Here is a 21,716-nt window from a genome sequence, read left to right as displayed (position 1 = left end):
TCAGCAGCCTGAGGGATGGCTGGACAGCCAGTTCCTGTGCTCGTCGCGTAGGGCGTCCCGCTCCTGGGGCGTTGCCAGGATGACGTCGGCCCCGCCGTCGTAGGGGTGGTGGATCCGGCGGAGATCCGTATCGGTTACGAGCACGCCGGCCAGTTCGTCATCCGCCACGTGCCGGAGCAGCGTGTCGATGCAGCCGCTCTGCCATGGTCGTCGGCTGACGTAGAGGTGGGTGTGGACGTCGGAATCGAGATCGGGGTCCTCCGCGTCCGTGAGCGTGGTCCAGCGGGAGGCGCCGTGGTCCGCGTCGCGGCGGGTTGCGGGGTGCTCCGCTTCGGCGGGAGGAACCGACCAGGCCGTGGTCACCACGTACACGTCTCTGCCGACGAACAACCCGTCCAGGACCGTGTTGTACCGGTCCAGGACGGTGGTGTACTCGTGCTCGTTCTCCGGGTAGCGCTTCCCCCCGGGGAGGCTGTGGAAGCGCACCCACCGGTCGTTGTAGACGCTTCGTAGTCGGTGCGCGACCGGCGGGCCCAGCGGCCGTCTTTCCCGCCACAGCGCGGACAGGGCTTCGCTGTCGAAACCGACATCCGCGCCGGGCGGGAGTGGGTCAGCCATCTGCCGGGGCGATTCCGGTCGGGCAGGAGCGGCCCCAGTTCGTCTCCGAGGGGGAGTCCAGGTTGACGCCGGTGCCGCCGATGCCGCAGTAGCCGTCGGGGTTCTTGTCGAGGTACTGCTGGTGGTAGGGCTCGGCGGGGTAGAAGGGGCCGGCCGGGAGGATTTCGGTGGTGATGTCGCCGTAGCCGGCCTTGGTGAGGATCTGCTGGTAGGCGTCGCGGGAGGCCTGGGCGCCGGTGAGCTGGTCCGGGGAGTGGGTGTAGACCGCGGAGCGGTACTGGGTGCCGGAGTCGTTGCCCTGGCGGTTGCCCTGGGTGGGGTTGTGGGACTCCCAGAAGACCTTCAGCAGCTCGGCGAAGGACACCAGCGCGGGGTCGTAGACGACGCGGACGGCCTCGGTGTGGGCGGTGAGACCGCTGCAGACCTCGTCGTAGGTGGGGTTCGGGGTGTGGCCGCCCTGGTAGCCGACGAGGGTGGTCCAGACGCCCGGGGTCTGCCAGAACTTGCGCTCGGCGCCCCAGAAACAGCCCATCCCGAAGTCCACGACCGCCAGATCGGCGGGGTACGGGCCGGTCAGCTGCTTGCCCAGCACGGTGTGCCGCGCGGGCACGTCGAATTCCGGCTCCGGGCGGCCCTTGAGGGCCTCGTCGGCGGAGGGCAGGTGGTTCTTGTGGCGGTTCAGGAACATGGGGGTTACTCCTCCGGGGTCGGCTCGCTCTGAGAGAACGTATGGACGGCCCGCGGGATTCCGTGCGGGTTCATTTCGCCCGCTGGAGTGCCTTCCGGATCGCCTTGTTCCGGGTGGCGACGAAGAACTCCGCGGGATCCACCTGGTAGCGCCAGGGGAGGGCGTCGATCCAGCCGTCGACCAGCCGGAACTGCTCGGCGGACTCCTGGAAGCGCCCCTGCTGATACAGGAAGAACGCGAGGAGGTGCCGGGCCTCGGGCAGCTGGGGGTGGTCCGCGCGGGCGGCGGCCACGTCGGCCAGCAGGGCGTCGACCCGGGCGAGCAGGTAGGGCGCCCGGTATCCGGCGCGCTTCACACCCTGCAAGCCGCCGTGCTCGTACCAGCTGATCAGCGGCAGAGCCTGGAGCAGGCTGCCGAGGGGAGCGCCGGCCGCGGCGTCGGCGGCGAAGCGGTTCGCCAGCTCTCCCGAACCGCACCACTTCGCGCACAGGTACTGCAGCACCGAGCTGTGGGCGAGGAAGTGGTGCGGGGCACGCTTGTCGACCTCCGTCCACATCAGGTGGAAATCGTGGTGGGAGTATCCGAAACCGATCCCGACCCAGAGTTCCGGCATTCTCGCGCAGGGGTCCTCGGGCGCCAGCTGCACGGCGCGGAAGGCCGCGGCCCGTGCTCGGGTCAGCAGGTCGAAGAACCCCTGGAACTCCTGCGCGCTGGTGTACCGCGCGTAGTGGCCCCCGCGCCTCTTCCAGGCCAGGTCGACCAGTCCGTGCGCCTCGACGAGTGCCGCGGTGGGGTCGTCCGGCCGTTCTGCCTGCCAGGCCTTCAACGAGGTGTTGTCCCAGGCGGCGAGCTTGCCCAGCCGCTCGGCCCGGTAGGCGCGGAGATCCCAGTCGTCGCCGGTGTCGGCGAGCAGCTGGGCGGCGGGCTGCCAGTCGCCGGCCCGCCCCGCGGCCAGGGCGACGTCCAGCACCGGGTCGGGGCCCGGGCGGGTCGTGTCCTGCTGATCCTTCGGCACCAGGCCGGGCTCGGGCGGCCGGCTGACCGCCCTTCTGGTCATGAACCGGTGGTACTGCCGGCGGAGCCTGGGGCTCAGCCCGAGCACGAGGAAGACAAGCAAGGCTACTGCCATGGACTCAGGGCTCCTGGATGAGGGGAAGTGCGCCGGCCAGGAGCTCGCGCAGCGGCCCGGTGTCGGGGTCGTCGGTGACGGCGGCGTCGAGGGCCTCGGGGAGGGCCTCGTCGTAACCGTCGGGGAGGGTGAGGCGGGCGGGGGTGGACCAGGAGAGCGTCCAGTCGGCCTTGCCGGCGTCGGCGAGGGTGACGCAGGTCAGCATGGACAGGCCCGAGCGCAGCGCGGGCCGCGCGAATTCGCGGGCCGCGCGGCCGGTGACGGCGGCGGCTTCGGGGGATTTGGGGAGCCGGTCGGCGATGGCCCACAGCCGGCCGGCGTCGATGGCGTCCAGGATCTCGTCGAGGCTCGCGAGGCCGCGCTCCGCGGCGTGACCGGCCCCCGCCGCGGCCTGCTGGAGCGGCCGCGCGCCAGCCCGGAAGGTGGCGAGCCCGGCCTGGCTCGCGAGGGCTTCCCAGCTGACGTGCCGCATCCTTGCCGCGCCGGCCGCGAGCGTCGCGGTCTCCAGGGCGGCCAGTACCCCGTCCGGGTCGCGCAGCAGGGTGAGGGCGGACGGTGCGTCGGGATCGTCGCGCACACCGTCGTCGGGGAGCGCTTCGAGCAGGCGGACGCGTTCGGCGATGGGCGGGTGCGAGTCGTAGGGGGAGTGCTCCGGCTCGGGGAGCTCCGCCCGCAGTCCCGCCAGCTCGGTGCGGCGGTCCGGGTCGGCCAGCAGATGCCGCAGCCCGCCGTAGAACTCGCCGGTGGGCGGGAGCAGTTCCACGTCCCAGCCGAGGGTCGCGTAGCGGCTGACGTAGAAGTCGAAGGCGGCGTCCAGGACCGGGATCTCGCGCAGTGCGCCGGCCGCCGCGTCGCGGCCCACGATGCGTGCGGCGGCGCGGTCGGCGGCGAGCTCCTGGCGGCGGCCGACGGACTGGGAGGCGCGCATGTAGAGCTTGGCGTAGCCGGTGTAGATCCTGGCCAGCACCGCGTGCGAGGCGCTGTCGTTCGCCGCGGCCTGTACGTGGAAGGACTCGATGGTACGGACGACGCTGTCCCGGCCGCGCATGGTGATGCCGGCGAGGCGGGTGTCGCGGTTGCTGTAGTGGCCGAGTTCATGGGCGAGGACGGCGCGCAGGTGGGGGACGCCGAGCCCGGTCATGAGCGGTACGCCGAGGAACAGCCGGCGCCGTCCGGGCAACAGGCCCAGCAGATGGGCGCGCTCCGAGACACCCGCGTTGACCTGGCCGGTGAGGGTGATGTCACGGGGCGGGCGGGTGCCGGCCTGCCGCGCGAGGTCACGCACCTCGGCCCACAGCTCCGGCTGCTGCGTGTCGTCCACGGTCAGCCCCGGGGGGCCCTCGTCGCCCTTGCCGCCGCGGAACATGAACACTCCGCGAATGATCGGGAAGGTCAGCAGCAGCGGCACCACGAGCAGCTTGCCGAGGAAGAGCAGGGCGAGGTGCCCCTGGAAGGACTCGTAGACGATCACGCCGAACACTCCGGCCAGCACGGCCAGCAGGCCGGTACTGAGGACGTAGAAGCCCGCGAGCAGCACGAGAGCGCGCAGCGCGCGCAAGGTTGCGCCCATTGAAGAAGGTCCCCCCACAGGACAAGAGTTCGAACTCGAAGCGGGATCATACGGCGTGGGGCAGCACCCGGACCAGGCGGTTACCGGGCCCGGGCGACTACGCTCGGCGGAATGAGCGACCACGACCAGCAGCACCAGAATTTCGAAACCCTCGCGATCCACGCCGGTCAGGCGGCGGACGCCCAGACCGGCGCCGTGGTGACGCCGATCTACCAGGTGTCGACGTACAAGCAGGACGGAGTGGGCGGGCTGCGCGGCGGCTACGAATACAGCCGCTCCGCCAACCCGACCAGAACCGCGCTGGAGGAGAACCTCGCGGCACTGGAAGGCGGCCGGCGCGGGCTGGCCTTCGCGTCCGGGCTGGCGGCGGAGGACTGCCTGCTGCGCACCATCCTGTCGCCCGGCGACCACGTGGTGATCCCGAACGACGCGTACGGCGGCACGTTCCGCCTGTTCGCCAAGGTCGTCGAGCGCTGGGGCGTCCAGTGGTCGGTGGCCGACACGTCCGACCCGGCGGCCGTGCGGGCGCAGCTGCGGCCGAACACCAAGGCGATCTGGGTCGAGACCCCGTCGAACCCGCTGCTCGGCATCACGGACATCGCGGCGCTGGCGGAGATCGCCCGCGGCGCCGGCACCGGCGTGCGGCTGGTGGTGGACAACACGTTCGCGAGCCCGTACCTGCAGCAGCCGCTCGCGCTCGGCGCGGATATCGTCCTGCACTCGACGACGAAGTACATGGGCGGGCACTCCGACGTCGTCGGCGGCGCGCTGATCACCGGTGACGCGGCGCTCGGCGACGAGCTGGCCTACCACCAGAACGCGATGGGCGCGATCGCCGGGCCGTTCGACGCCTGGCTGGTCATGCGCGGCATCAAGACGCTGGCGGTGCGCATGGACCGGCACAGCGCCAACGCCACCCGGATCGCCGAGATGCTCCAGTCGCACCCGAAGGTGTCGCGGGTCCTGTACCCGGGGCTGGCCGAGCACCCGGGGCACGAGATCGCCGCGAAGCAGATGAAGGCGTTCGGCGGCATGATCTCGTTTCAGGTGAACGGTGGCGAGGAGGCGGCCGTCGCGGTGTGCAACCGCGCGGGCCTGTTCACGCTGGGTGAGTCGCTGGGCGGCGTCGAGTCGCTGATCGAGCACCCGGGCCGGATGACGCACGCCTCGGTGGTGGGCTCCGCGCTGGAGGTCCCGGCGGACCTCGTACGGCTCTCGGTGGGCATCGAGTCGGTCGACGACCTGCTGGCGGACCTGACCCAGGCGCTCGGCTGATCCGTCCGAACCGGCTGATCCGTCGCTGTGGGCACCTGGTGCCCGAGCCGTCGTGAGGGCACCTGGTGGCCGGCCGAGCCGCTACCAGGTGTCCACCGGCGGCGTGGTGTCGAGCGGCTGCGGGTCGGGCCACTCCAGCACCGCGAACACCACGCCCGTCACGATCGCCGCGACGAGCAGCAGCCACAGCAGCTGGTGCACGAAGCGGCGCCGCCGCAGGATGCGGCGGCCGCGCTCGGCGGCCCGTTCCGCCAGGTCGGCGGGGACGTAGGGGTGCGGGGTGTCGAGGACCCGGCGGACCTCCTCCTCCTTGCGGTCCGGGGGCATCACGACGCCGCTCCCTGGATCTCGTCGGCCGCGGAAGAGCTCTCGGCCGGAGTGTCCGACGAGGACGCCGATCCCCCCGCCGATCCCCCGGGCGGACCCCCCGGCGATCCCCCGGGCGGACCCCCCGGCGGGTTCTCGCGCGAGTTCTCCGACGCGGCCTGTTTCCTGGCCTTCTCCGCCGCCGCACGGGCCTCGGTCACCGACCGGGCGGGAGCCGGCGCCGGGCGGCTGCGCAGGGTGGCCGTGGCACGGTTGCAGATGGCCCGTACGCGCTCCACAGGCAGTCCCAGCTGCGCGGCGGCCTGTTCCTCGGCGACGCCCTCGAACAGCCGCAGAACGACCACCAGCCGCTCCTGGGCGGTGAGCCGGTCCAGCGCCCCGCCGTGCGGCCGGCGCCACCAGGGCCGGTACGCGAAGCGCCGTACGAGCTCGGTGCGGGCCTGGTCGTACGGGTCCTCGGAACGCATCCGGAACCAGTTCGCGTACGTGTGCGCCAGGACGGTTCCCAGCAGTTTCTCGGCCGCGGCCGGGTCACCGGTGAGCAGGGTGGCGGCGTGCAGAAGCCGTCCTGCCGCTCCTGCGGTGAACGCCTGAAACTCGACGTCCCGTTGGTACTCCGCTGCCGCCCGGCGCGTGCCCACGCCGCCAGTGGACGTCAAGCAGGCGGTTCAGGTCAAGAGCTCTGCGGGTGCGGGGTGCGCGCGGCGGCCGGGCAGGACCGGCTCGAGCGCCGGCCCGGGCGTCGGGACCTACTCGTCGGCCGGTCCCGACTGCACCGTCGTCGCGTGCCACTCGGACAGCGCCAGGTTGAAACGCCCGAGCAGATCGCAGAACATCTCCCGCTCGTTCTCGCTCCAGCCCTCGGTGACCTGGGCCATCAGCTGCTTCCGGGAGCTGCGGACCTCTTCGAGCCGGCCGAGGCCGCGCGGCGAGAGGGCGAGCACGACGGCGCGGCCGTCCTCGGGGTGCGAGGTGCGCTTGACGAGGCCGGTGTCGACGAGCGGCGCGACCTGGCGGGTGACGGTGGAGGAGTCGATGCCCATGCCCTCCGCGAGCGCCTTCACGCCCATCGGGCCTTCGCGGTCGAGCCGGTTGAGCAGCAGGTAAGCGGCCCGGTCCATGGAGTTGCGGGCCTTGCCCACACCGCCGAGGCGGGTCTGCTCCGCGCGCCGGGCGAAGAGAGCGACCTGGTGCTGGAGCCGCTCGAAGAGTTCGGTGGGCCCCTCCTCGTCGAGGGGGGGAGAGGAGGGCGACTCCGATGGATTGGGCATGGCCGGAAGCTCGCGTTCTGTCGGTCCTGCGGAGGTTGGGAGAAGAGTACGCGGAGAGGGTCACCATGAGACCCATCCCGCACAAACCGTGCTCCGGCGGTGACACGGGACCGGAACTGGGACACTGGGCGCATGGACAGAGCGGCGCCCGCAGTACCCCACCCGATCACGCTCGACGACGTGCGCGGGGCCCACAAGATGCTGTCCGGGGTGGCCAGGGTGACCCCGATGGAGGGCAGCCGGTACCTCACCGGTCTGGTCGGCTCCCCGGTGCATCTGAAGTGCGAGAACCTGCAGCGCACCGGCTCGTTCAAGGTGCGCGGCGCGTATGTGCGGATCGCCGGCCTGACGCAGGAGGAACGATCCGCCGGGGTCGTCGCCGCGAGCGCCGGCAACCATGCGCAGGGCGTCGCGCTGGCCGCGTCACTGCTCGGTGTGCGGTCCACGGTCTTCATGCCGGTGGGCGCACCGCTGCCGAAGATCGCGGCGACCCGCGACTACGGGGCCGAGGTGCGGATGCACGGACAGGTGGTGGACGAGACGCTGCGCGCCGCCAAGGCGTACGCGGAGGAGACCGGCGCGGTCTTCATCCACCCCTTCGACCACCCGGACATCATCGCGGGCCAGGGCACGGTGGGCCTGGAGATCCTGGAGCAGTGCCCCGAGGTGCGGACGATCGTGGTCGGCATCGGTGGCGGCGGGTTCGCCGCGGGTGTCGCGCTGGCGGTGAAGGCGCTGCGTCCGGATGTGAAGGTGATCGGCGTGCAGGCGGCGGGCGCGGCGGCGTATCCGCCCTCGCTGGCGGCCGGCGAGCCGGTGGCGCTGGGCGCGGTGGCGACGATGGCCGACGGGATCATGGTCGGCCGGCCCGGCGACATCCCGTTCAAAATCATTCGCGAACTGGTCGACGAAGTCCGTACCGTTTCCGAGGACGCTCTTTCCAGCGCGCTGCTGCTGTGCCTGGAGCGGGCGAAGATGGTCGTGGAACCGGCCGGGGCGAGCCCGGTGGCGGCGCTGCTGTCCGATCCGGACTCCTTCGAGGGCCCGGTGGTGGCGGTGCTGTCCGGGGGGAACGTGGACCCGTTGCTGATGCAGCGGATCCTCCGGCACGGGATGGCCGCGGCGGGCCGCTATCTGTCCCTGCGGCTGCGGGTGACGGACCGTCCCGGTGCGCTGGCGACGCTACTGGCGGTGTTGTCAGAGGCGGACGCTAACGTCCTGGACGTGAGCCACGTGCGGACCGACCCGCGGCTGGGACTCACGGAGGCGGAGGTCGAACTGCACCTGGAGACCAAGGGGCCGGAGCACTGCGAGGCGGTCGAGGCCGCTCTGCTGGGGGCCGGCTACATGGTCATCTGACGTCCGCTCCGGGCCGAGGTGCCCGAAGATTTCGGGAGCCCTGGTCTTGACGCGATATATCGCATGCGCCATGCTCGCGATGTGTCGCGTTTGGACTCTGTGTGTGCGGGCCCGGACGCCGGCCGAAACGGGTCGCGGCCGCCCGCGAACCTCGCGAACACCGACACCAGAGACCTATCCCCGGATTGGGAGTAGTCACATGCCAGGCGCGATCTACGCCGAAGGTCTGGTCAAGACCTTCGGTGACGTACGGGCATTGGACGGAGTGGATTTCGACGTCCCGGAAGGCACGGTTCTGGGACTGCTGGGCCCGAACGGCGCCGGCAAGACCACCGCCGTACGGGTTCTCACCACCCTGCTGCAACCGGACAGCGGTAACGCCGTCGTGGCCGGTATCGACGTGCTCAAGCACCCCAACGAAGTCCGCCGCCACATCGGCCTGTCCGGCCAGTTCGCGGCGGTCGACGAGTATCTGACCGGCCGTGAGAACCTCCAGATGGTCGGCCAGCTCTACCAGATGAAGAGCCGTGACGCGAAGCTCCGCGCGGCCGAACTGCTGGACCGCTTCAACCTCGCGGACGCGGCCGACCGGCCCACCAAGACGTACTCCGGCGGCATGCGCCGCCGGCTGGACCTCGCCGCCGCGCTCGTCGTCAAGCCGCCCGTGATGTTCATGGACGAGCCCACGACGGGCCTGGACCCGCGCAACCGGCAGGTCATGTGGGAGGTCATCCAGGACCTGGTGGCCGGCGGCACGACCCTGCTGCTCACCACCCAGTACCTCGAAGAGGCCGACCAGCTCGCGCACGACATCTGCGTCATCGACCACGGCAAGGTCATCGCCCGCGGCACCTCCGACCAGCTCAAGGCGCAGACCGGCGGCGAACGCGTCGAGGTCGTCGTCCACGAGCGGGAGCGGCTCGCCGAGGCGGAGGGCGTCCTGCGCGGCTTCGGCAAGGGCGACACCAAGACCGAGGATCACACCCGCCGGATCACCGTCCCGGTCGACGGCGGTGCCAAGCTGCTCGCCGAGGTCATCCGCGATCTCGACGCCCGGGGCATCGAGATCGACGACATCGGGCTGCGCCGCCCGACCCTGGACGATGTGTTCCTCTCGCTGACCGGCCACGAGGCCGAGGTCGCCGCACCGGAAGAGGAGGCCAAGTGATGGCCGTCATCGACGCGAAGCCCACGACCACGCTCGCCCCGCGGTCCGGCGGCGGGGTCATGCAGTCCGTCCGGGACTCGCTGGTCATCGCCAAGCGCAATCTGATCCGGATGACCCGCATCCCGGAGATGATCATTTTCGGGCTGATCCAGCCGATCATGTTCGTGGTGCTGTTCACCTACGTGTTCGGCGGCTCCATGAAGGTCGGCGGCAGCACCGATCCCAACACGTACAAGGAATTCCTGATGGCGGGCATCTTCGCCCAGACCGTCACCTTCGCCACGGCGGGCGCCGGCGCGGGCATCGCCGACGACATGAACAAGGGCCTCATCGACCGCTTCCGGTCACTGCCCATGTCGCGCGGCGCGGTCCTCACCGGACGCACTCTCGCCGACCTGGTGCAGACGATGCTGACCGTCGTCGTGCTGGCCGTCGTCGCCCTGATCGTCGGATGGCGCGTCCACGAGGGCATCCCCAAGATGCTCGGCGCCTTCGGGCTGCTGCTCCTGCTGGGCTACGCCTTCTCCTGGATCGGCGCGCTGATCGGCCTGTCGGTCCGCACCCCGGAGGCGGCCACCTCCGGCGGTCTGATCTGGCTGTTCCCCGTGACGTTCATTTCCAACGCGTTCGCGGACACCACCAACATGACGCCCTGGCTGCGCCACATCGCCGAATGGAATCCGTTCAGCGCCACGGTGCAGGCCTGCCGGCAGCTGTTCGGCAACCCGGGCGTCTCGCAGTCCAGCGCCTGGCCGATGCAGCACGCCGTGTGGGCGTCGCTGCTCTGGTCCGTCCTGATCCTCGTGGTGTTCCGCACCCTGGCAGTGCGCAAGTACCGCTCCGCGACCGCCTGACCCGGACGACCGCCTGACCTGACCCGTAACGCGGAACGGGCTCCCCGCCGTACCCACGGCGGGGAGCCCGTTCTGCGGTGTCCCGGAAGGTGTGTCCAGGAAGGTGTGTCCCGGAAGGTCAGCCGCGGTGCGGCTTGACCGAGAGGATCTTCACGGAGGACTTCTTGCCGTTCGGCAGCTCGTAGACGGCGTCCTCGCCGGCCTTCTTGCCGCTCACGCCCTTGCCCAGCGGGGACTGCGGCGAGTACGTCTCCAGGGTGTCGCTCACGTACTCACGCGAGCCCACCAGGAAGGTCATGGTGTCGTCCGGGTCGCCGTCGAAGGCGATCGTCACGACCATGCCGGGCGCGACCACGCCGGTGTCGGCCGGCGCCTCGCCGACCTTGGCACGCTCCAGCAGCTGGGTCAGCTGGCGGACCCGCAGCTCCTGCTTGCCCTGATCCTCGCGCGCCGCGTGGTAGCCGGCGTTCTCCTTGAGGTCGCCCTCCTGGCGGGCTTCCTCGATCTTGGCGATGATCAGAGCGCGTGCCGGACCCGACAGGTACTCCAGCTCGGCCTTCAGCTGGTCGTACGCCTCCTGGGTCAGCCAGGTGACGCTCTCGCTGGTCTGGCTGGTCTGGGTCACTGGTGCTCCTCGTAGGTACTGCGTGGGACTGCGTCGAGTGCCTTGCCATCGCGTGGCCGGGCGAAACCTGGAGCTTAACAATTCCGGCACCCACACGGGAGCGGGAAATCGTCAGTGTGTCGTCGTGGCAGGTCAGCCCTGGTCCGCCGGCTTGCAGCCGAGCAGCTCAGCGGTCTCCCCGCGGTGGGTGGTCCGCATGGTGACCACGGTATCGACCTGCTTCTTGTGGTCGCGCATGGTCACGTCCATGCGTCCCACCTCAGTGTGGTCCTTGTCCACCGAGCGCAGCGTGCACACGGCGACCGTTCCGGCGTCCTTACGGACCTCCAGATGGATTTCCACGGCCTGGTCCGAGACGGCCCGGGACTTGATGACCTCGCCGCTCACGTCCGTGCCCGCGACCGAGTGCCAGCCGAACCAGCCGACCCCGCCCAGTGCCAGCACGCCCAGCACCAGGCCGATGATCTTCAGTCGCCGGTCGGCCCGCGCATCGGCGCCGCGTCCGTAGCGCCCTTCGGGCAGCCCCTCGCGCACCGCAGCCATGATCGTTCCTTCCGGTGGGGGCCATGGAATTAATTGCCCCCTCGCTTCGGTCACTATAGGAGGCGCCCTTTACATGGAACGAGGGGGCTACTACCGATGACTAGAGGATCCAGCCTTGACTGAGCAGCTGCGACTGATGGCCGTCCACGCCCACCCTGACGACGAGTCGAGCAAGGGCGCGGCCACCATGGCCAAGTACGTGTCCGAGGGGGTGGACGTACTGGTCGCCACCTGCACCGGCGGAGAACGCGGCTCGGTGCTCAACCCCAAGCTCCAGGGTGACCCTTATATCGAGGAGCACATCCACGAGGTCCGCGCCAAGGAGATGGACGAGGCCCGCGAGATCCTGGGCGTCAAGCAGTCCTGGCTCGGCTTCGTCGACTCCGGCCTTCCCGAGGGCGACCCGCTGCCCCCGCTGCCCGACGGCTGTTTCGCCGTGCAGGACGTCGAGGAGGCAGCCGGCGCCCTGGTGAAGCTGATCCGTGAGTTCAAGCCGCAGGTGATCACCACCTACGACGAGAACGGCGGCTACCCGCACCCCGACCACATCATGACCCACAAGATCTCCATGATCGCCTTCGAGGCGGCGGGCGACCCGGAGCGCTACCCCGAGGCCGGCGAGCCGTGGACGCCGCAGAAGCTCTACTACAACCAGGGCTTCAACAAGGCACGCACCGTCGCCATGCACGAGGCGCTGCTCTCCCGCGGCCTGGAGTCGCCGTACGCGGAGTGGCTGGAGCGCTGGAAGCAGTTCGACCGCCCCGAGCGGCAGATCAGCACCCATGTGCCCTGCGCCGACTTCTTCGAGATCCGTGACAAGGCGCTGCTCGCGCACGCCACCCAGATCGACCCGGACGGCGCCTGGTTCCACGTTCCCATGGAGATCCAGCAGGAGGTCTGGCCGACCGAGGACTACGAGCTCGCCAAGTCGCTCGTGGACACCTCACTGCCCGAGGACGACCTCTTCGCGGGCATCCGCACCGCCTAGCGCACAATGGGTACCGTGATTGCCTCCCACGCACTGACCCAGTACGTCCCGCTCGCCGCTCAGGAGCTGGACAACAACAAGGTGACGCCCGGTCTCATCGGCTTTGTGATCTTCGCGGCGATCGCGCTGTCGCTGTGGGCGCTGATGAAGAACATGGGCAAGCAGTTCAAGAAGATCGACTTCGAGGAGGCCCCGGACCCCGCTGCGGCGGCCCCGAAGCCGTCACGGGGTCTGCGGGCACACCGGGAGGCGCAGGCCGCCGCCCGGGCCTCCCAGGACAACCCGGCTTCGTAACGCGCCCAGGCGTCCCAGGACCACCAGGCTTCGTCACGCGCCCGGGCGCCGGCCGGGCCGGCCGCACACCGGCCCGGCGGGCGCTCCTGCCTGCGGCCCTCAGGGCGCCGCCGGCAGCAGGTCCATGACCATGCGCGCGGAGCGCCGCGGCATCATGCCCAGCCGCCACGCCTCCCAGCTGCCGCCGTGGGTGGCCGTACCGCGCTCCAGCAGGACGGTGTAGGCCTCGGCGTACTCCTCCAGATCCGGGTCCCGGCCCGGGTAGTGCGCGGCCAGCAGGGCGCGCAGCGTGTCGGCGGCCTGCCCGGCGCCGTCGTCGGACAGCAGGGGCTGGACGGTGCAGCGGAGGAACACCGCCCAGTCCTGGCCGCGCCGGTCGCCGAGGCCGTGGAAGAGCTCGCGGGCCTCGTCCAGCAGCGTGAGGGCCTCGACGAAACGGTTGTTCCCGGCGTCGATCACGGCGAGCTCCAGGCAGGACCAGGCCTCGCCGTGCTCGACGCCGATCCGCCGGAAGTCCTGCCGGGCGTCCTGGAGCAGCTGGCGGGCGAAGCCGCTGTTGCGGAGGTTGCCGGTGCGGACGGCCCGCTGGTCGCGGGTGACCCGGGCCGAGTGGTGGCGGGCGCAGGCCAGCCCGTACACGTCCCGTATCCGGCTGAACATGGAACGGGCCCGCTCCAGGGTGCGCAGCGCCTGGTCGCCGTTGCCGGACTCCTCCAGCGCGTGCCCCAGGTAGTACAGCGTCCAGGCCTCGCCGCGGGCGTCCTCGCAGGCCCGGTGGCGGACGAGTGCCTCGTCCAGTTCGCGGGCGGCCTCCTGGGCGTTGCCGCGCTGGAGGGTGGCGCGGGCGAGCTGGGTGCGGGTCCACGCGGCGCCGCGCGGGTCGCGGGTCAGCGCGTAGCACTGGCCGGCGCTGCGCAGCTCGGCCTCGCCCTCGTCGACCGCGCCGAGCCGCAGATGGACCTGCCCGAGCTGGAGGTGGGCCCAGGCCTGCCCGCTGACGCTCTCGTTCTGCCGGTGCAGTTCGAGGGATTCCAGGAGCAGCGGCAGGGCCTTGCCGAGCTGGCCCATGTCGCGCAGCACGGCCGCCAGCGCGTGCTGCGTCCACGCCCGGTCCTCGCCGAGCTCCGGTGCGGCCTGCAGCTCCAGGGCCTCGCGGAGCTTGCTCTCCGCCTCCCGCAGGCTGCCCTGGTGGTGCAGGGTGATGCCGAGGCTGCCGAGCGCGCGGGCGGCGCCCGCCGGGTGCTGCGCCTCGAAGTACAGGTCGACGACGGAGCTGAGGGTGGAACGCGCCTTGTCGAGTTCGCCGAGCTGCCGGGCCGCGATGCCGGTGCGCCACTGCACCGACCGCACCAGGATGTTCTGCTCCTCGTCCGGGGCGGCCTTGGACGCCTGCGCCAGCTCGCTGATCTCCCCGAGCCGGTACAGGTCGCCGCGCAGCAGGCAGTAGTCGCACAGCGCGCCGAGCAGGGCCTGGACGACGGTGCGGTCCACGCCCTCGGCGTGCCGCAGCGCGGCGGTGATGAAGCTCGACTCGTCGTCGAGCCAGCGCAGCGCCATTTCGAGCGAGGCGAAGCCGTGTGCGCCGAAGCGCCCGGCCCGGGTGGACGTCTTGCCCTCGACGAGGCGGATCACGGCGTTGGCCAGCTCGGCGTAGCTGCGGATCAGCCGCTCATGGGCGGCGGCGCGCTCGGCCGGGTCCTCCTCGTCGAGCAGCCGCGCGTGCGCGAAGCGGCGTACGAGGTCGTGCGGCCGGTAGCGGCTGCCGCGGATGTGCTCGATCAGTCCGGCCCGCGCCAGCTCCTCCAGCCGGCGGCCGGCCTCCTGCTCGTCGGTGGCCAGCAGTGCGGCGGCGGCCGCCGCGCCGAAGCTGGCCCGCCCGGCGAGCGCGAGCCGGCGCAGCAGCCGCCGGGACGGCTCGGGCTGGTCGTGGTAGCGCAGCGCGAGGATCCGCTCGACGGCCTCCTGCGGGCCGTAGGCCTCCAGGTCGGCGGCGAGTCCGGCGGCCGTGCCGTGCTCCTGCAGCGCCGCGCCGGCTATCCGCAGCGCGATCGGCAGACCGTCGCACAGGCCGCGCAGCCGCTCGGACTCCACCGAGGTGGGCTCGGGCGCCTTCGCGGTCCTGGCCAGCTCGCCCAGCAGCTCATGGGTGTCGGCGGCGCCGAGCGGGCCGACGGGCAGGCTGTGCACCCACGCGTTGGGCAGGTCCAGGGAGAGCGGCTCGCGGGCGGTGACCAGCACCAGCGCCTCGGACCGCTCGGGGACCAGCATCCGCACCTGTTCGGCGTCGGAGGCGTCGTCGAGCACGATCGTCACCGGCGTGCCCGTCAGATGCTTCTGGTACTGGTCGGCGAGCCGCCGCAGATGCTGCTCGTGGTTGGGGCGCTCCCGGAACAGCAGCTGCTCGCGGGGCGCGCCGAGCCGGTTGAGCAGGTGCAGCAGCGCGTCCCGGGTCGGCAGCGGGCGTTCGTCCAGGGCCCCGCCGCGCAGGTCCACCACGCACGAGCCGCGGAACTGGTCGCGCAGCTGGCGGGCGGCGCGCACCGCGAGGGTGGTCGCCCCGGCGCCGGCCGGTCCGTGCAGGACGACGACGGTCGGCTTGCTCTCCGTGGACACCCGGGCCTGGTGCACCCACTGCGCGATCTGCGCGACCTGCTTGCGGCGCCCGGCGAACGGGCCGTCCGCGGAGGGCAGTTGGCCGAACGACTGCTCCAGCACGGCCCGGGTCCTGGCTGCGGCGCTGCGGTCGGTGCGGCGCGGCGCCGGAACCTGGTGCCGGCCGTTGGCCGTGGCGGGGGAGGCGGCCCGGGAGGAGGCGGACTCCGCCGTCGCCCGGCTCCGGTGCTGTTCGAGGAAGGGCCGGATGCCGCGCTGCTCCACCGCGTCCAGCCAGCGCAGCCGGTACGGGGCCGGGTCGTCGGCCGCCGCGGGGGAGTCGGGAAGGGGCGTGGCCGTGCCTCTGAGTCCGACGGCCACCGCTCCGACCGCCCCGGCGGCCAGCCCGGTGGTGAGGGACGCCCCGGCCGACAGGTTCTGGCCGATGACGTCCACCGCGAACGCCGTCACCCCGACCGCGCCCGCGGTGATCGCGGCGGTGGTCACCGTCCCGCGCGGGAACCGCCCGGCGAACCCCGGCTGCCCGGCGGGCCCGTCACCGGTGGCGCGCAGATACAGCGCGTACTCCCCGGCGGCCTGCGCCATGATCTCGTCCAGCGAGGCCAGCGCCCGCTGCAGCAGCCGCTCCGCGTCCGCCGGCGTACTGCCGCGTGCCTCCTCGACCACGGCCAGCTTCAGCCGGCTCTCGACCTCCGCCCGGTCCCTCCCGGACGGTTTCGCCGGCTCTGGCGCTTCTTTCAAGGTGCTCCCCTTCGCGGTCACTCACCCGTCACCGGCGTCCTCCGGTGGGTCTCGCGGGGCGGAGCCGGGCAGGAGGTGGATACCCGGCCGATCCACTCAGCCGCTCCACCTCTCCTTACCTCGGGTGGCGGGCCGACAACCCTGTTCCCGTGTGCGGGCGCGGGAGTTGGCGAGCCGTCAGCGGTGACCCGGGCCGGGCGGCAGCCGTGCTGCGCCGGGTGTCTCTCCCCAGCTCAGAACCTGCTCAACCGCTGCTCACTTGGGTTCGCGACCGTCCGGCCGGGGCCGCGGCGGTGTTTGACTGCGCAGGTGTCGAGCGAGAGGGGCGGACCCCGCCATGGCTGACCAGCCTTCTGTGAGCGTCGGCGGTGGTCGCTGGCCGAGTCCGGGGGCTCCCCGCCGGCCCCCGGCGACTCGCCGGCCGGCGCGGGCATCGTGGACGGCGCCACGCTCTACCTGCGCGACCACCGGGACGGCGAGTGGGGCGAGCTGACCGTCACCGACCTGGACGAACAGGTCACCGCGGCACGTGAGCACGGCGGTGTGTGGAGCGCCCGGCTGCGCGCGCAGGCGGTGCTGGGGGCAGGCCTGCTGGTGACCGTCGTCGCCGCCGGGTGGCTCGGGGCGCGCCGGTCGGCCGGTCCCGCCGTGCCGCTCTTCGTCTTCGCCGCGCTCGCGTCGGCGCTGCTCGCCTGGTACGCGACCCGCAAGAACTGGCCGCTGCCGGGCGCGGTCCGCCAGCTCCTGGCGCTGTCGGCCTGCCCGCTGCCGGCCTGCGCCGGACTGGGCGCACCGCTGCACGGGCCGGTGGCCACAGAGCCTGATGCCGTGCGCACCGGCCCTCCCGTGGCCCTATGGCCCTGACATCGCCTCAACCCGGCCTGAACTGAGGTTTCTTCACTCACACAGTTGGGTGCGCCGCCGGCGGAAGCAGGGATTCCGCGAGTGGTCAGGAGCACGGAGCCGGGCAGGAATCCGTCATGGTTGCGTAAGTATTGTTCACGGGCTCCGGATCAACAGGGCCTGGCGTGAGGGCCGGCGCGCCAGGCGTCGGACGGTCCGGGATTTCGTGCCGCGCCACCGGTGGCCCCGCGTGGCAGAGTGGGTGCCGTGAACCGACTCGGCACCGCGACATCGCCCTACCTCCTGCAGCACGCCGACAACCCCGTGGACTGGTGGCCGTGGGGCGCGGAGGCGTTCGCCGAGGCCCGTGAGCGCGGGGTACCGCTGCTGCTCAGCGTCGGTTACAGCAGTTGTCACTGGTGCCATGTGATGGCGCACGAGTCGTTCGAGGACGAGACGGTCGCGGCGTACCTCAACGAGCACTTCGTGCCGGTGAAGGTGGACCGCGAGGAGCGGCCGGACGTCGACGCCGTCTACATGGAGGCGGTGCAGGCGGCGACCGGGCAGGGCGGCTGGCCCATGACGGTGTTTTTGACCCCCGACGCCGAGCCGTTCTACTTCGGCACTTACTTCCCGCCCGAGCCGCGCCACGGCATGGCCTCGTTCCAGCAGGTGCTGGAAGGCGTGCACGCGGCCTGGCGGGACCGCCGGGACGAGGTGGACGAGGTCGCCGCGCGGATCGTCAAGGACCTCGGCGAGCGGCAGAGCGCCTACGGGGCGTCGGTGACACCCGGCGCGAAGGAGCTGGACGCCGCGCTGGCCGGTCTGGTCCGGGAGTACGACGCCGACAACGGCGGCTTCGGCGGGGCGCCGAAGTTCCCGCCGTCCATGGCCGTGGAGTTCCTGCTCCGCCACCACGCCCGCACCGGCTCCGAGGACGCCCTGCGGATGGCGGCCGACAGCTGCGAGGCGATGGCCCGCGGCGGCATCTACGACCAACTGGGCGGCGGCTTCGCCCGGTACGCGGTCGACCGCACCTGGACCGTGCCGCACTTCGAGAAGATGCTCTACGACAACGCGCTGCTGTGCCGCGTCTACGCGCACCTGTGGCGCTCCACCGGCTCGGAGCTCGCGCGCCGCGTCGCGCTGGAGACCGCCGACTTCATGGTGCGCGAACTGCGCACGCACGAAGGCGGGTTCGCGTCCGCCCTCGATGCCGACAGTGATCGCGCGGACGGGACGCACGCCGAGGGGGCGTTCTACGCCTGGACGCCCGCGGAGCTGCGCGAGGCGCTCGGCGAGCAGGACGCGGCGTTCGCCGCCGCGCACTTCGGCGTGACGCCGGAGGGCACCTTCGAGGAGGGCGCCTCCGTACTGCAACTGGCGGCGGACGGTGCGCCCGGCGACGCGGACCGTGTCGCGTCGGTCCGCGAGCGGCTGCTGGCGGCGCGCGAGGAGCGGCCGCGGCCCGGCCGTGACGACAAGGTCGTCGCCGCTTGGAACGGCCTGGCCATCGCGGCGCTCGCCGAGACCGGCGCCTACTTCGACCGCCCGGACCTGGTCAGGGCCGCCCTGGACGCGGCCGACGTGCTGGTGCGGGTCCACATGGACAACTCCGGCCGCCTCGCCCGCACGTCACGCGACGGCGTCGCCGGTGACAACTCCGGGGTGCTGGAGGACTACGCGGATGTCGCCGAGGGCTTCCTCGCGCTCGCCGCGGTCACCGCCGAGGGCGTCTGGCTGGACTTCGCCGGGCTGTTCCTCGACTCGGTGCTGCACCACTTCACCGCCCCCGACGGAACGCTCTACGACACCGCCGACGACGCCGAGGCGCTCATCCGCCGTCCCCAGGACCCCACCGACAACGCCACCCCGTCCGGCTGGACGGCCGCCGCCGGGGCGCTGCTGTCGTATGCCGCCCACACCGGGTCGAGCGCCCACCGCGAGGCCGCGGAGCGCGCCCTGGGCGTCGTGGGGGCGCTGGCGCCGCGGGCGCCGCGCTTCATCGGCTGGGGGCTCGCCGTCGCCGAGGCGGCCCTGGACGGCCCCCGCGAGATCGCCGTGGTCGGAGCGCCCGACGATCCGGCCACCGCCGCCCTGCACCGGACGGCACTGCTGGCCACCGCCCCCGGCGCCGTGGTGGCGCCCGGCGCGCCCGGCAGCGACGAGTTCCCCCTGCTGCACGAGCGCCCGCTCGTCGGGGACCGCCCGGCCGCCTACGTCTGCCGGCACTTCGTGTGCGCCGCCCCGACCACCGATCCGGCCGCACTGGCCGCGTCGGTGGGAAACACGCCCGGAGCGTGAGACCGCCTAGAGGGTGAGGCCGCGCTCCAGCACGTCCAGGGTGCGTTCGACGACGTCCAGGAGTTCGCCCTGCTGGTCGTGCTCGCCCCAGTGCATGGTGGCCTCCTGGAAGGCGCCGAGCACCGCCCCGGTGAAGATCCGCAGTTCCAGGTCGTCCACCGGGCGGCCGGTGCGCTCGGCGAGGACGCCGGCGAGGATCCGGCCGGTCGCCGACATGCTCTCCATGGAGCGGGCGCGGACGGCCGGCACGTCCCGCAGCAGCCGGGCCCGCGCGCTGAGGTCCGCCCGTTCCTGCGGGTCCTCGCAGATGGCGCGCAGCGATTCCAGGAAGGCGTGCCGGATCGCCCGGAGCGGGGACTCGTCGGCCGGCCGGGCCCGGATCGCGGCCTCGATCAGCGGGTCGTACTCGTCCGTGAGGACGATGTCCTCCTTGGTGGGGAAGTACCGGAAGACGGTGCTGGGGGAGACGTCGGCGGCTTCGGCGATCCGGTCGACGGGCGTGGCGTCGTAGCCCTGCTCGTCGAAGAGCCGGTACGCGGCCCTGCGGATCGCCTGGCGGGTCTGGATCTTCTTCCGCTCCCGCAGGCCGATCTTCGGCGTGCCGGCGGGAGCGCCGGAGGGGGCGGTGGTCGGGGCGGCCGTCGTACGTGCGGACATGCCCGTCATTGTCCGGCATCGGCGGGCAGCGCGGCCACCGGCGGTACGGCCCCGGATGTGTTTCCGGCCTTGGCGCCCGCCCCGGCACTCGACTCGGCACCCGTCTCGGCGCCCGTCTCGGAAAGCGCCTCGCCGTCCGTTCCGGTTCCGGACCCGGTGGTGGCGTCGGCACCGGTCCTGGGGAGCAGTGTCGCGGTGAGCAGCGCCGCCACGAGGGCGGTGAGGCCGCAGACCAGCAGGACCGTCGTCATGCCGTGCACGTACGCGGCGTCCGCCGCGGCCGCGAGGCGGGTGTCGCCGAGCCTGCCGGCCACCACGTGGGCCGCGACCACGGAGTCGGCGGCGGCGTGCGGCGCCCCCGCGGGCAGCCGGTCGGCGTAGGCGCCGACCAGCAGCGAGCCGAGCAGCGCGATCCCGATCGCGGCGCCCACCTGCCGTACGGTGCTCAGCAGTCCCGAGCCGCTGCCCGCCCGGTCCGCGGGCAGTGCGCTGAGCGCCGCCGTCATGGCGGGGACCACCGCGAAGCCGAAGCCGAATCCCACGATGGACAGCCACAGGGCGGTGAAGCCGTAGCCGGTTTCGACGGTGGTGCGGCTGCCGAGGAACGCCGCGAAGGCGAGCACCACCAGGCCGCCGCTGATCACCGCGCGGGCGCCGAACCGCTGGATGAGGGGCGCGCTGCCCTTGGCGGCGAACATCACGCCGCCCATCATCGGCAGCAGCCGCAGGCCGGTGCCGAAGGCGTCGTTGCCGAGCACCGCCGTCAGATACGGCGGGAGGACGAACATCAGCCCGGAGAAGATGAACATGCCCAGGGTCGCGGCGAGCATGTTGAGCAGGAACGGGCGGTGGCCGAGCAGCGTCATGTCCAGCATGGGCCGGACCATCCGGCGTTCGCGCAGGACGAGGGTCGCGATCAGCACGGCGGCCCCGGCGAGCATCCCCACCACGACCGGGTCGGACCAGCCGCGGGCGGGCGCCTCGATGATCCCGTAGATCAGTGCGCCGAGACCGGCCGCGGTGAGCGCGGTGGAGACCGCGTCGACCCTGGGCGACGCCGGGTCGCGGGTCTCGGGCAGCAGGAAGACACAGGCGATGATCCCGAGGGCGGCCATCGGGACGTTGATCAGGAAGACCGAGCCCCACCAGAAGTGGTTGAGCAGGAAGCCGCCGATGATCGGGCCGAGCGGCATCCCGAGCGCGGAGGCGGCGGTCACGATGCCGACCGCCTTGGTGCGCTCCTGGGGCGCGAAGAGCGACGGCAGGACGGCGAGGGCGAGCGGCATCACCAGCGCGCCGCCGATGCCCATGACCGCACGGGCGGCGATGACCGGTTCGACGCTGGTGGCCAGCGAGCCGACGAGCGAGCCGACGAGGAAGATCCCGAGGCCCGTCACCAGCATCCGGCGGCGGCCGAAGCGGTCGCCGAGCAGCCCGGCGGGGAGCATCAGGGCGGCGAAGACGACGACATAGGCGTCCGCCATCCACTGCTGCTCGCCGGTGGTGGCGCCGAGCTGGCCGGCCATCGTCGGCAGCGCCACGTTCAGGATCGTCATGTCGAAGCCGAGCACGAGCATGCTCGCGACCATGGCGCCGAGCGCCCACCAGCGCCTGGGGTCGAGCTGTGCGGTCATGACACTCCTCCGTCAAATCTTTAAGAGTTGCTATCAAGTGACAGTAACTCGCAAAAGATGGGGCCTGTCAATATTCAGATGTGCGCGCCACCGTGCACCGGGTACGCAGAGCCGTACGCAGGACCGGGTATGCAGAGCCGTACACAGGACCGGGTGCGCAGAACCGGGTACGCAAAGGCGCCCGCGACCGGATCGGTCGCGGGCGCCTGACGTGA

19 protein-coding genes and 1 pseudogene are annotated in these 21,716 nt (G+C 72.1%); 8 read left to right on the top strand and 12 right to left on the bottom strand.

Annotation, left to right across the window (positions count from 1 at the left end; genetic code table 11):
* The 4 genes from C6N31_RS01780 to C6N31_RS01765 form a co-directional block, all read right to left on the bottom strand.
* Window positions 1-618, bottom strand: a complete 618-nt coding sequence (locus C6N31_RS01780) for a DUF3885 domain-containing protein (protein WP_232484664.1) — start codon at window positions 616-618, stop codon at window positions 1-3.
* The gene (gene msrA / locus C6N31_RS01775) at window positions 611-1,306 is read right to left on the bottom strand and encodes a peptide-methionine (S)-S-oxide reductase MsrA (protein WP_138352168.1); all 696 of its coding nucleotides are present in this window, start codon (window positions 1,304-1,306) and stop codon (window positions 611-613) included. The genes C6N31_RS01780 and msrA overlap by 8 nt, the downstream gene beginning before the upstream one ends.
* 70 nt (window positions 1,307-1,376) lie before the next feature.
* Window positions 1,377-2,435: a hypothetical protein gene (locus tag C6N31_RS01770; RefSeq protein WP_138352167.1), complete on the bottom strand. Its 1,059-nt coding sequence runs from the start codon at window positions 2,433-2,435 to the stop codon at window positions 1,377-1,379.
* Window positions 2,436-2,439: 4 nt separating this feature from the next.
* Complete coding sequence (locus C6N31_RS01765; protein WP_138352166.1) at window positions 2,440-4,005, bottom strand: M48 family metalloprotease; 1,566 nt, start codon at window positions 4,003-4,005, stop codon at window positions 2,440-2,442.
* 111 nt (window positions 4,006-4,116) lie between these two features.
* On the opposite strand from C6N31_RS01765, the gene C6N31_RS01760 reads away from it, so the two are divergent.
* Complete coding sequence (locus tag C6N31_RS01760) at window positions 4,117-5,280, top strand: cystathionine gamma-synthase (RefSeq protein ID WP_138352165.1); 1,164 nt, start codon at window positions 4,117-4,119, stop codon at window positions 5,278-5,280.
* A gap of 81 nt (window positions 5,281-5,361) precedes the next feature.
* Here C6N31_RS01760 and C6N31_RS01755 read toward each other — a convergent pair whose 3' ends face one another.
* From C6N31_RS01755 to C6N31_RS01745, 3 genes and pseudogenes are all read right to left on the bottom strand, one after another.
* Complete coding sequence (locus tag C6N31_RS01755) at window positions 5,362-5,607, bottom strand: hypothetical protein (protein ID WP_232484663.1); 246 nt, start codon at window positions 5,605-5,607, stop codon at window positions 5,362-5,364.
* Between the two features lie 173 nt (window positions 5,608-5,780).
* Window positions 5,781-6,248, bottom strand: a pseudogene (locus tag C6N31_RS01750) (sigma factor-like helix-turn-helix DNA-binding protein); the annotation flags it as partial.
* Between the two features lie 108 nt (window positions 6,249-6,356).
* Window positions 6,357-6,878 (bottom strand): MarR family winged helix-turn-helix transcriptional regulator, encoded by a 522-nt coding sequence (locus C6N31_RS01745; RefSeq protein ID WP_138352162.1) that lies wholly within the window; start codon window positions 6,876-6,878, stop codon window positions 6,357-6,359.
* A 132-nt stretch (window positions 6,879-7,010) separates the two neighbouring features.
* On the opposite strand from C6N31_RS01745, the gene ilvA reads away from it, so the two are divergent.
* From ilvA to C6N31_RS01730, 3 genes are all read left to right on the top strand, one after another.
* A complete protein-coding gene (gene ilvA / locus C6N31_RS01740; protein ID WP_138352161.1) occupies window positions 7,011-8,237 on the top strand; it encodes a threonine ammonia-lyase in 1,227 nt (408 codons plus the stop codon).
* A gap of 199 nt (window positions 8,238-8,436) precedes the next feature.
* The gene (locus tag C6N31_RS01735; protein WP_138352160.1) at window positions 8,437-9,405 is read left to right on the top strand and encodes an ATP-binding cassette domain-containing protein; all 969 of its coding nucleotides are present in this window, start codon (window positions 8,437-8,439) and stop codon (window positions 9,403-9,405) included.
* On the top strand, window positions 9,405-10,259 hold the full coding sequence (locus C6N31_RS01730) for an ABC transporter permease (RefSeq protein WP_138352159.1): 855 nt from the start codon (window positions 9,405-9,407) through the stop codon (window positions 10,257-10,259). The genes C6N31_RS01735 and C6N31_RS01730 overlap by 1 nt, the downstream gene beginning before the upstream one ends.
* A gap of 118 nt (window positions 10,260-10,377) precedes the next feature.
* Here the strand turns inward: C6N31_RS01730 and greA are convergent, their stop codons facing one another.
* On the bottom strand, window positions 10,378-10,884 hold the full coding sequence (gene greA, locus C6N31_RS01725; protein WP_138352158.1) for a transcription elongation factor GreA: 507 nt from the start codon (window positions 10,882-10,884) through the stop codon (window positions 10,378-10,380).
* Window positions 10,885-11,016: 132 nt separating this feature from the next.
* Entirely contained in the window at window positions 11,017-11,427 is a 411-nt protein-coding gene (locus tag C6N31_RS01720) for a DUF4307 domain-containing protein (RefSeq protein WP_138352157.1), read from the bottom strand.
* Window positions 11,428-11,542: 115 nt separating this feature from the next.
* On the opposite strand from C6N31_RS01720, the gene mca reads away from it, so the two are divergent.
* Both mca and C6N31_RS01710 read left to right on the top strand, forming a co-directional pair.
* A complete protein-coding gene (gene mca, locus C6N31_RS01715) occupies window positions 11,543-12,415 on the top strand; it encodes a mycothiol conjugate amidase Mca (RefSeq protein WP_138352156.1) in 873 nt (290 codons plus the stop codon).
* A gap of 6 nt (window positions 12,416-12,421) precedes the next feature.
* Window positions 12,422-12,709: a hypothetical protein gene (locus C6N31_RS01710; protein ID WP_203674270.1), complete on the top strand. Its 288-nt coding sequence runs from the start codon at window positions 12,422-12,424 to the stop codon at window positions 12,707-12,709.
* Between the two features lie 99 nt (window positions 12,710-12,808).
* Here the strand turns inward: C6N31_RS01710 and C6N31_RS01705 are convergent, their stop codons facing one another.
* A complete protein-coding gene (locus C6N31_RS01705) occupies window positions 12,809-15,988 on the bottom strand; it encodes an AAA family ATPase (protein WP_417791499.1) in 3,180 nt (1,059 codons plus the stop codon).
* 510 nt (window positions 15,989-16,498) lie between these two features.
* Here C6N31_RS01705 and C6N31_RS01700 point away from each other — a divergent pair.
* Window positions 16,499-16,927, top strand: coding sequence for a hypothetical protein (locus C6N31_RS01700; protein ID WP_198357037.1), 429 nt, complete (start codon window positions 16,499-16,501; stop codon window positions 16,925-16,927).
* A 246-nt stretch (window positions 16,928-17,173) separates the two neighbouring features.
* Window positions 17,174-19,210 (top strand): thioredoxin domain-containing protein, encoded by a 2,037-nt coding sequence (locus C6N31_RS01695; RefSeq protein WP_138352152.1) that lies wholly within the window; start codon window positions 17,174-17,176, stop codon window positions 19,208-19,210.
* Window positions 19,211-19,216: 6 nt separating this feature from the next.
* On the opposite strand, the gene C6N31_RS01690 is transcribed toward C6N31_RS01695, so the two are convergent.
* Together C6N31_RS01690 and C6N31_RS01685 are read right to left on the bottom strand one after the other, a co-directional pair.
* Window positions 19,217-19,867, bottom strand: a complete 651-nt coding sequence (locus C6N31_RS01690) for a TetR/AcrR family transcriptional regulator (RefSeq protein ID WP_232484662.1) — start codon at window positions 19,865-19,867, stop codon at window positions 19,217-19,219.
* Between the two features lie 5 nt (window positions 19,868-19,872).
* A complete protein-coding gene (locus C6N31_RS01685) occupies window positions 19,873-21,501 on the bottom strand; it encodes a DHA2 family efflux MFS transporter permease subunit (RefSeq protein ID WP_138352150.1) in 1,629 nt (542 codons plus the stop codon).
* Window positions 21,502-21,716: the final 215 nt, after the last annotated feature.

Source organism: Streptomyces fildesensis (genome assembly GCF_016107395.1).
Taxonomy (GTDB): Bacteria; Actinomycetota; Actinomycetes; order Streptomycetales; family Streptomycetaceae; genus Actinacidiphila; species Actinacidiphila fildesensis.
The sequence above is the reverse complement of the archived record's forward strand: the minus strand, read 5'-3'. Positions and strand labels throughout refer to the sequence as shown.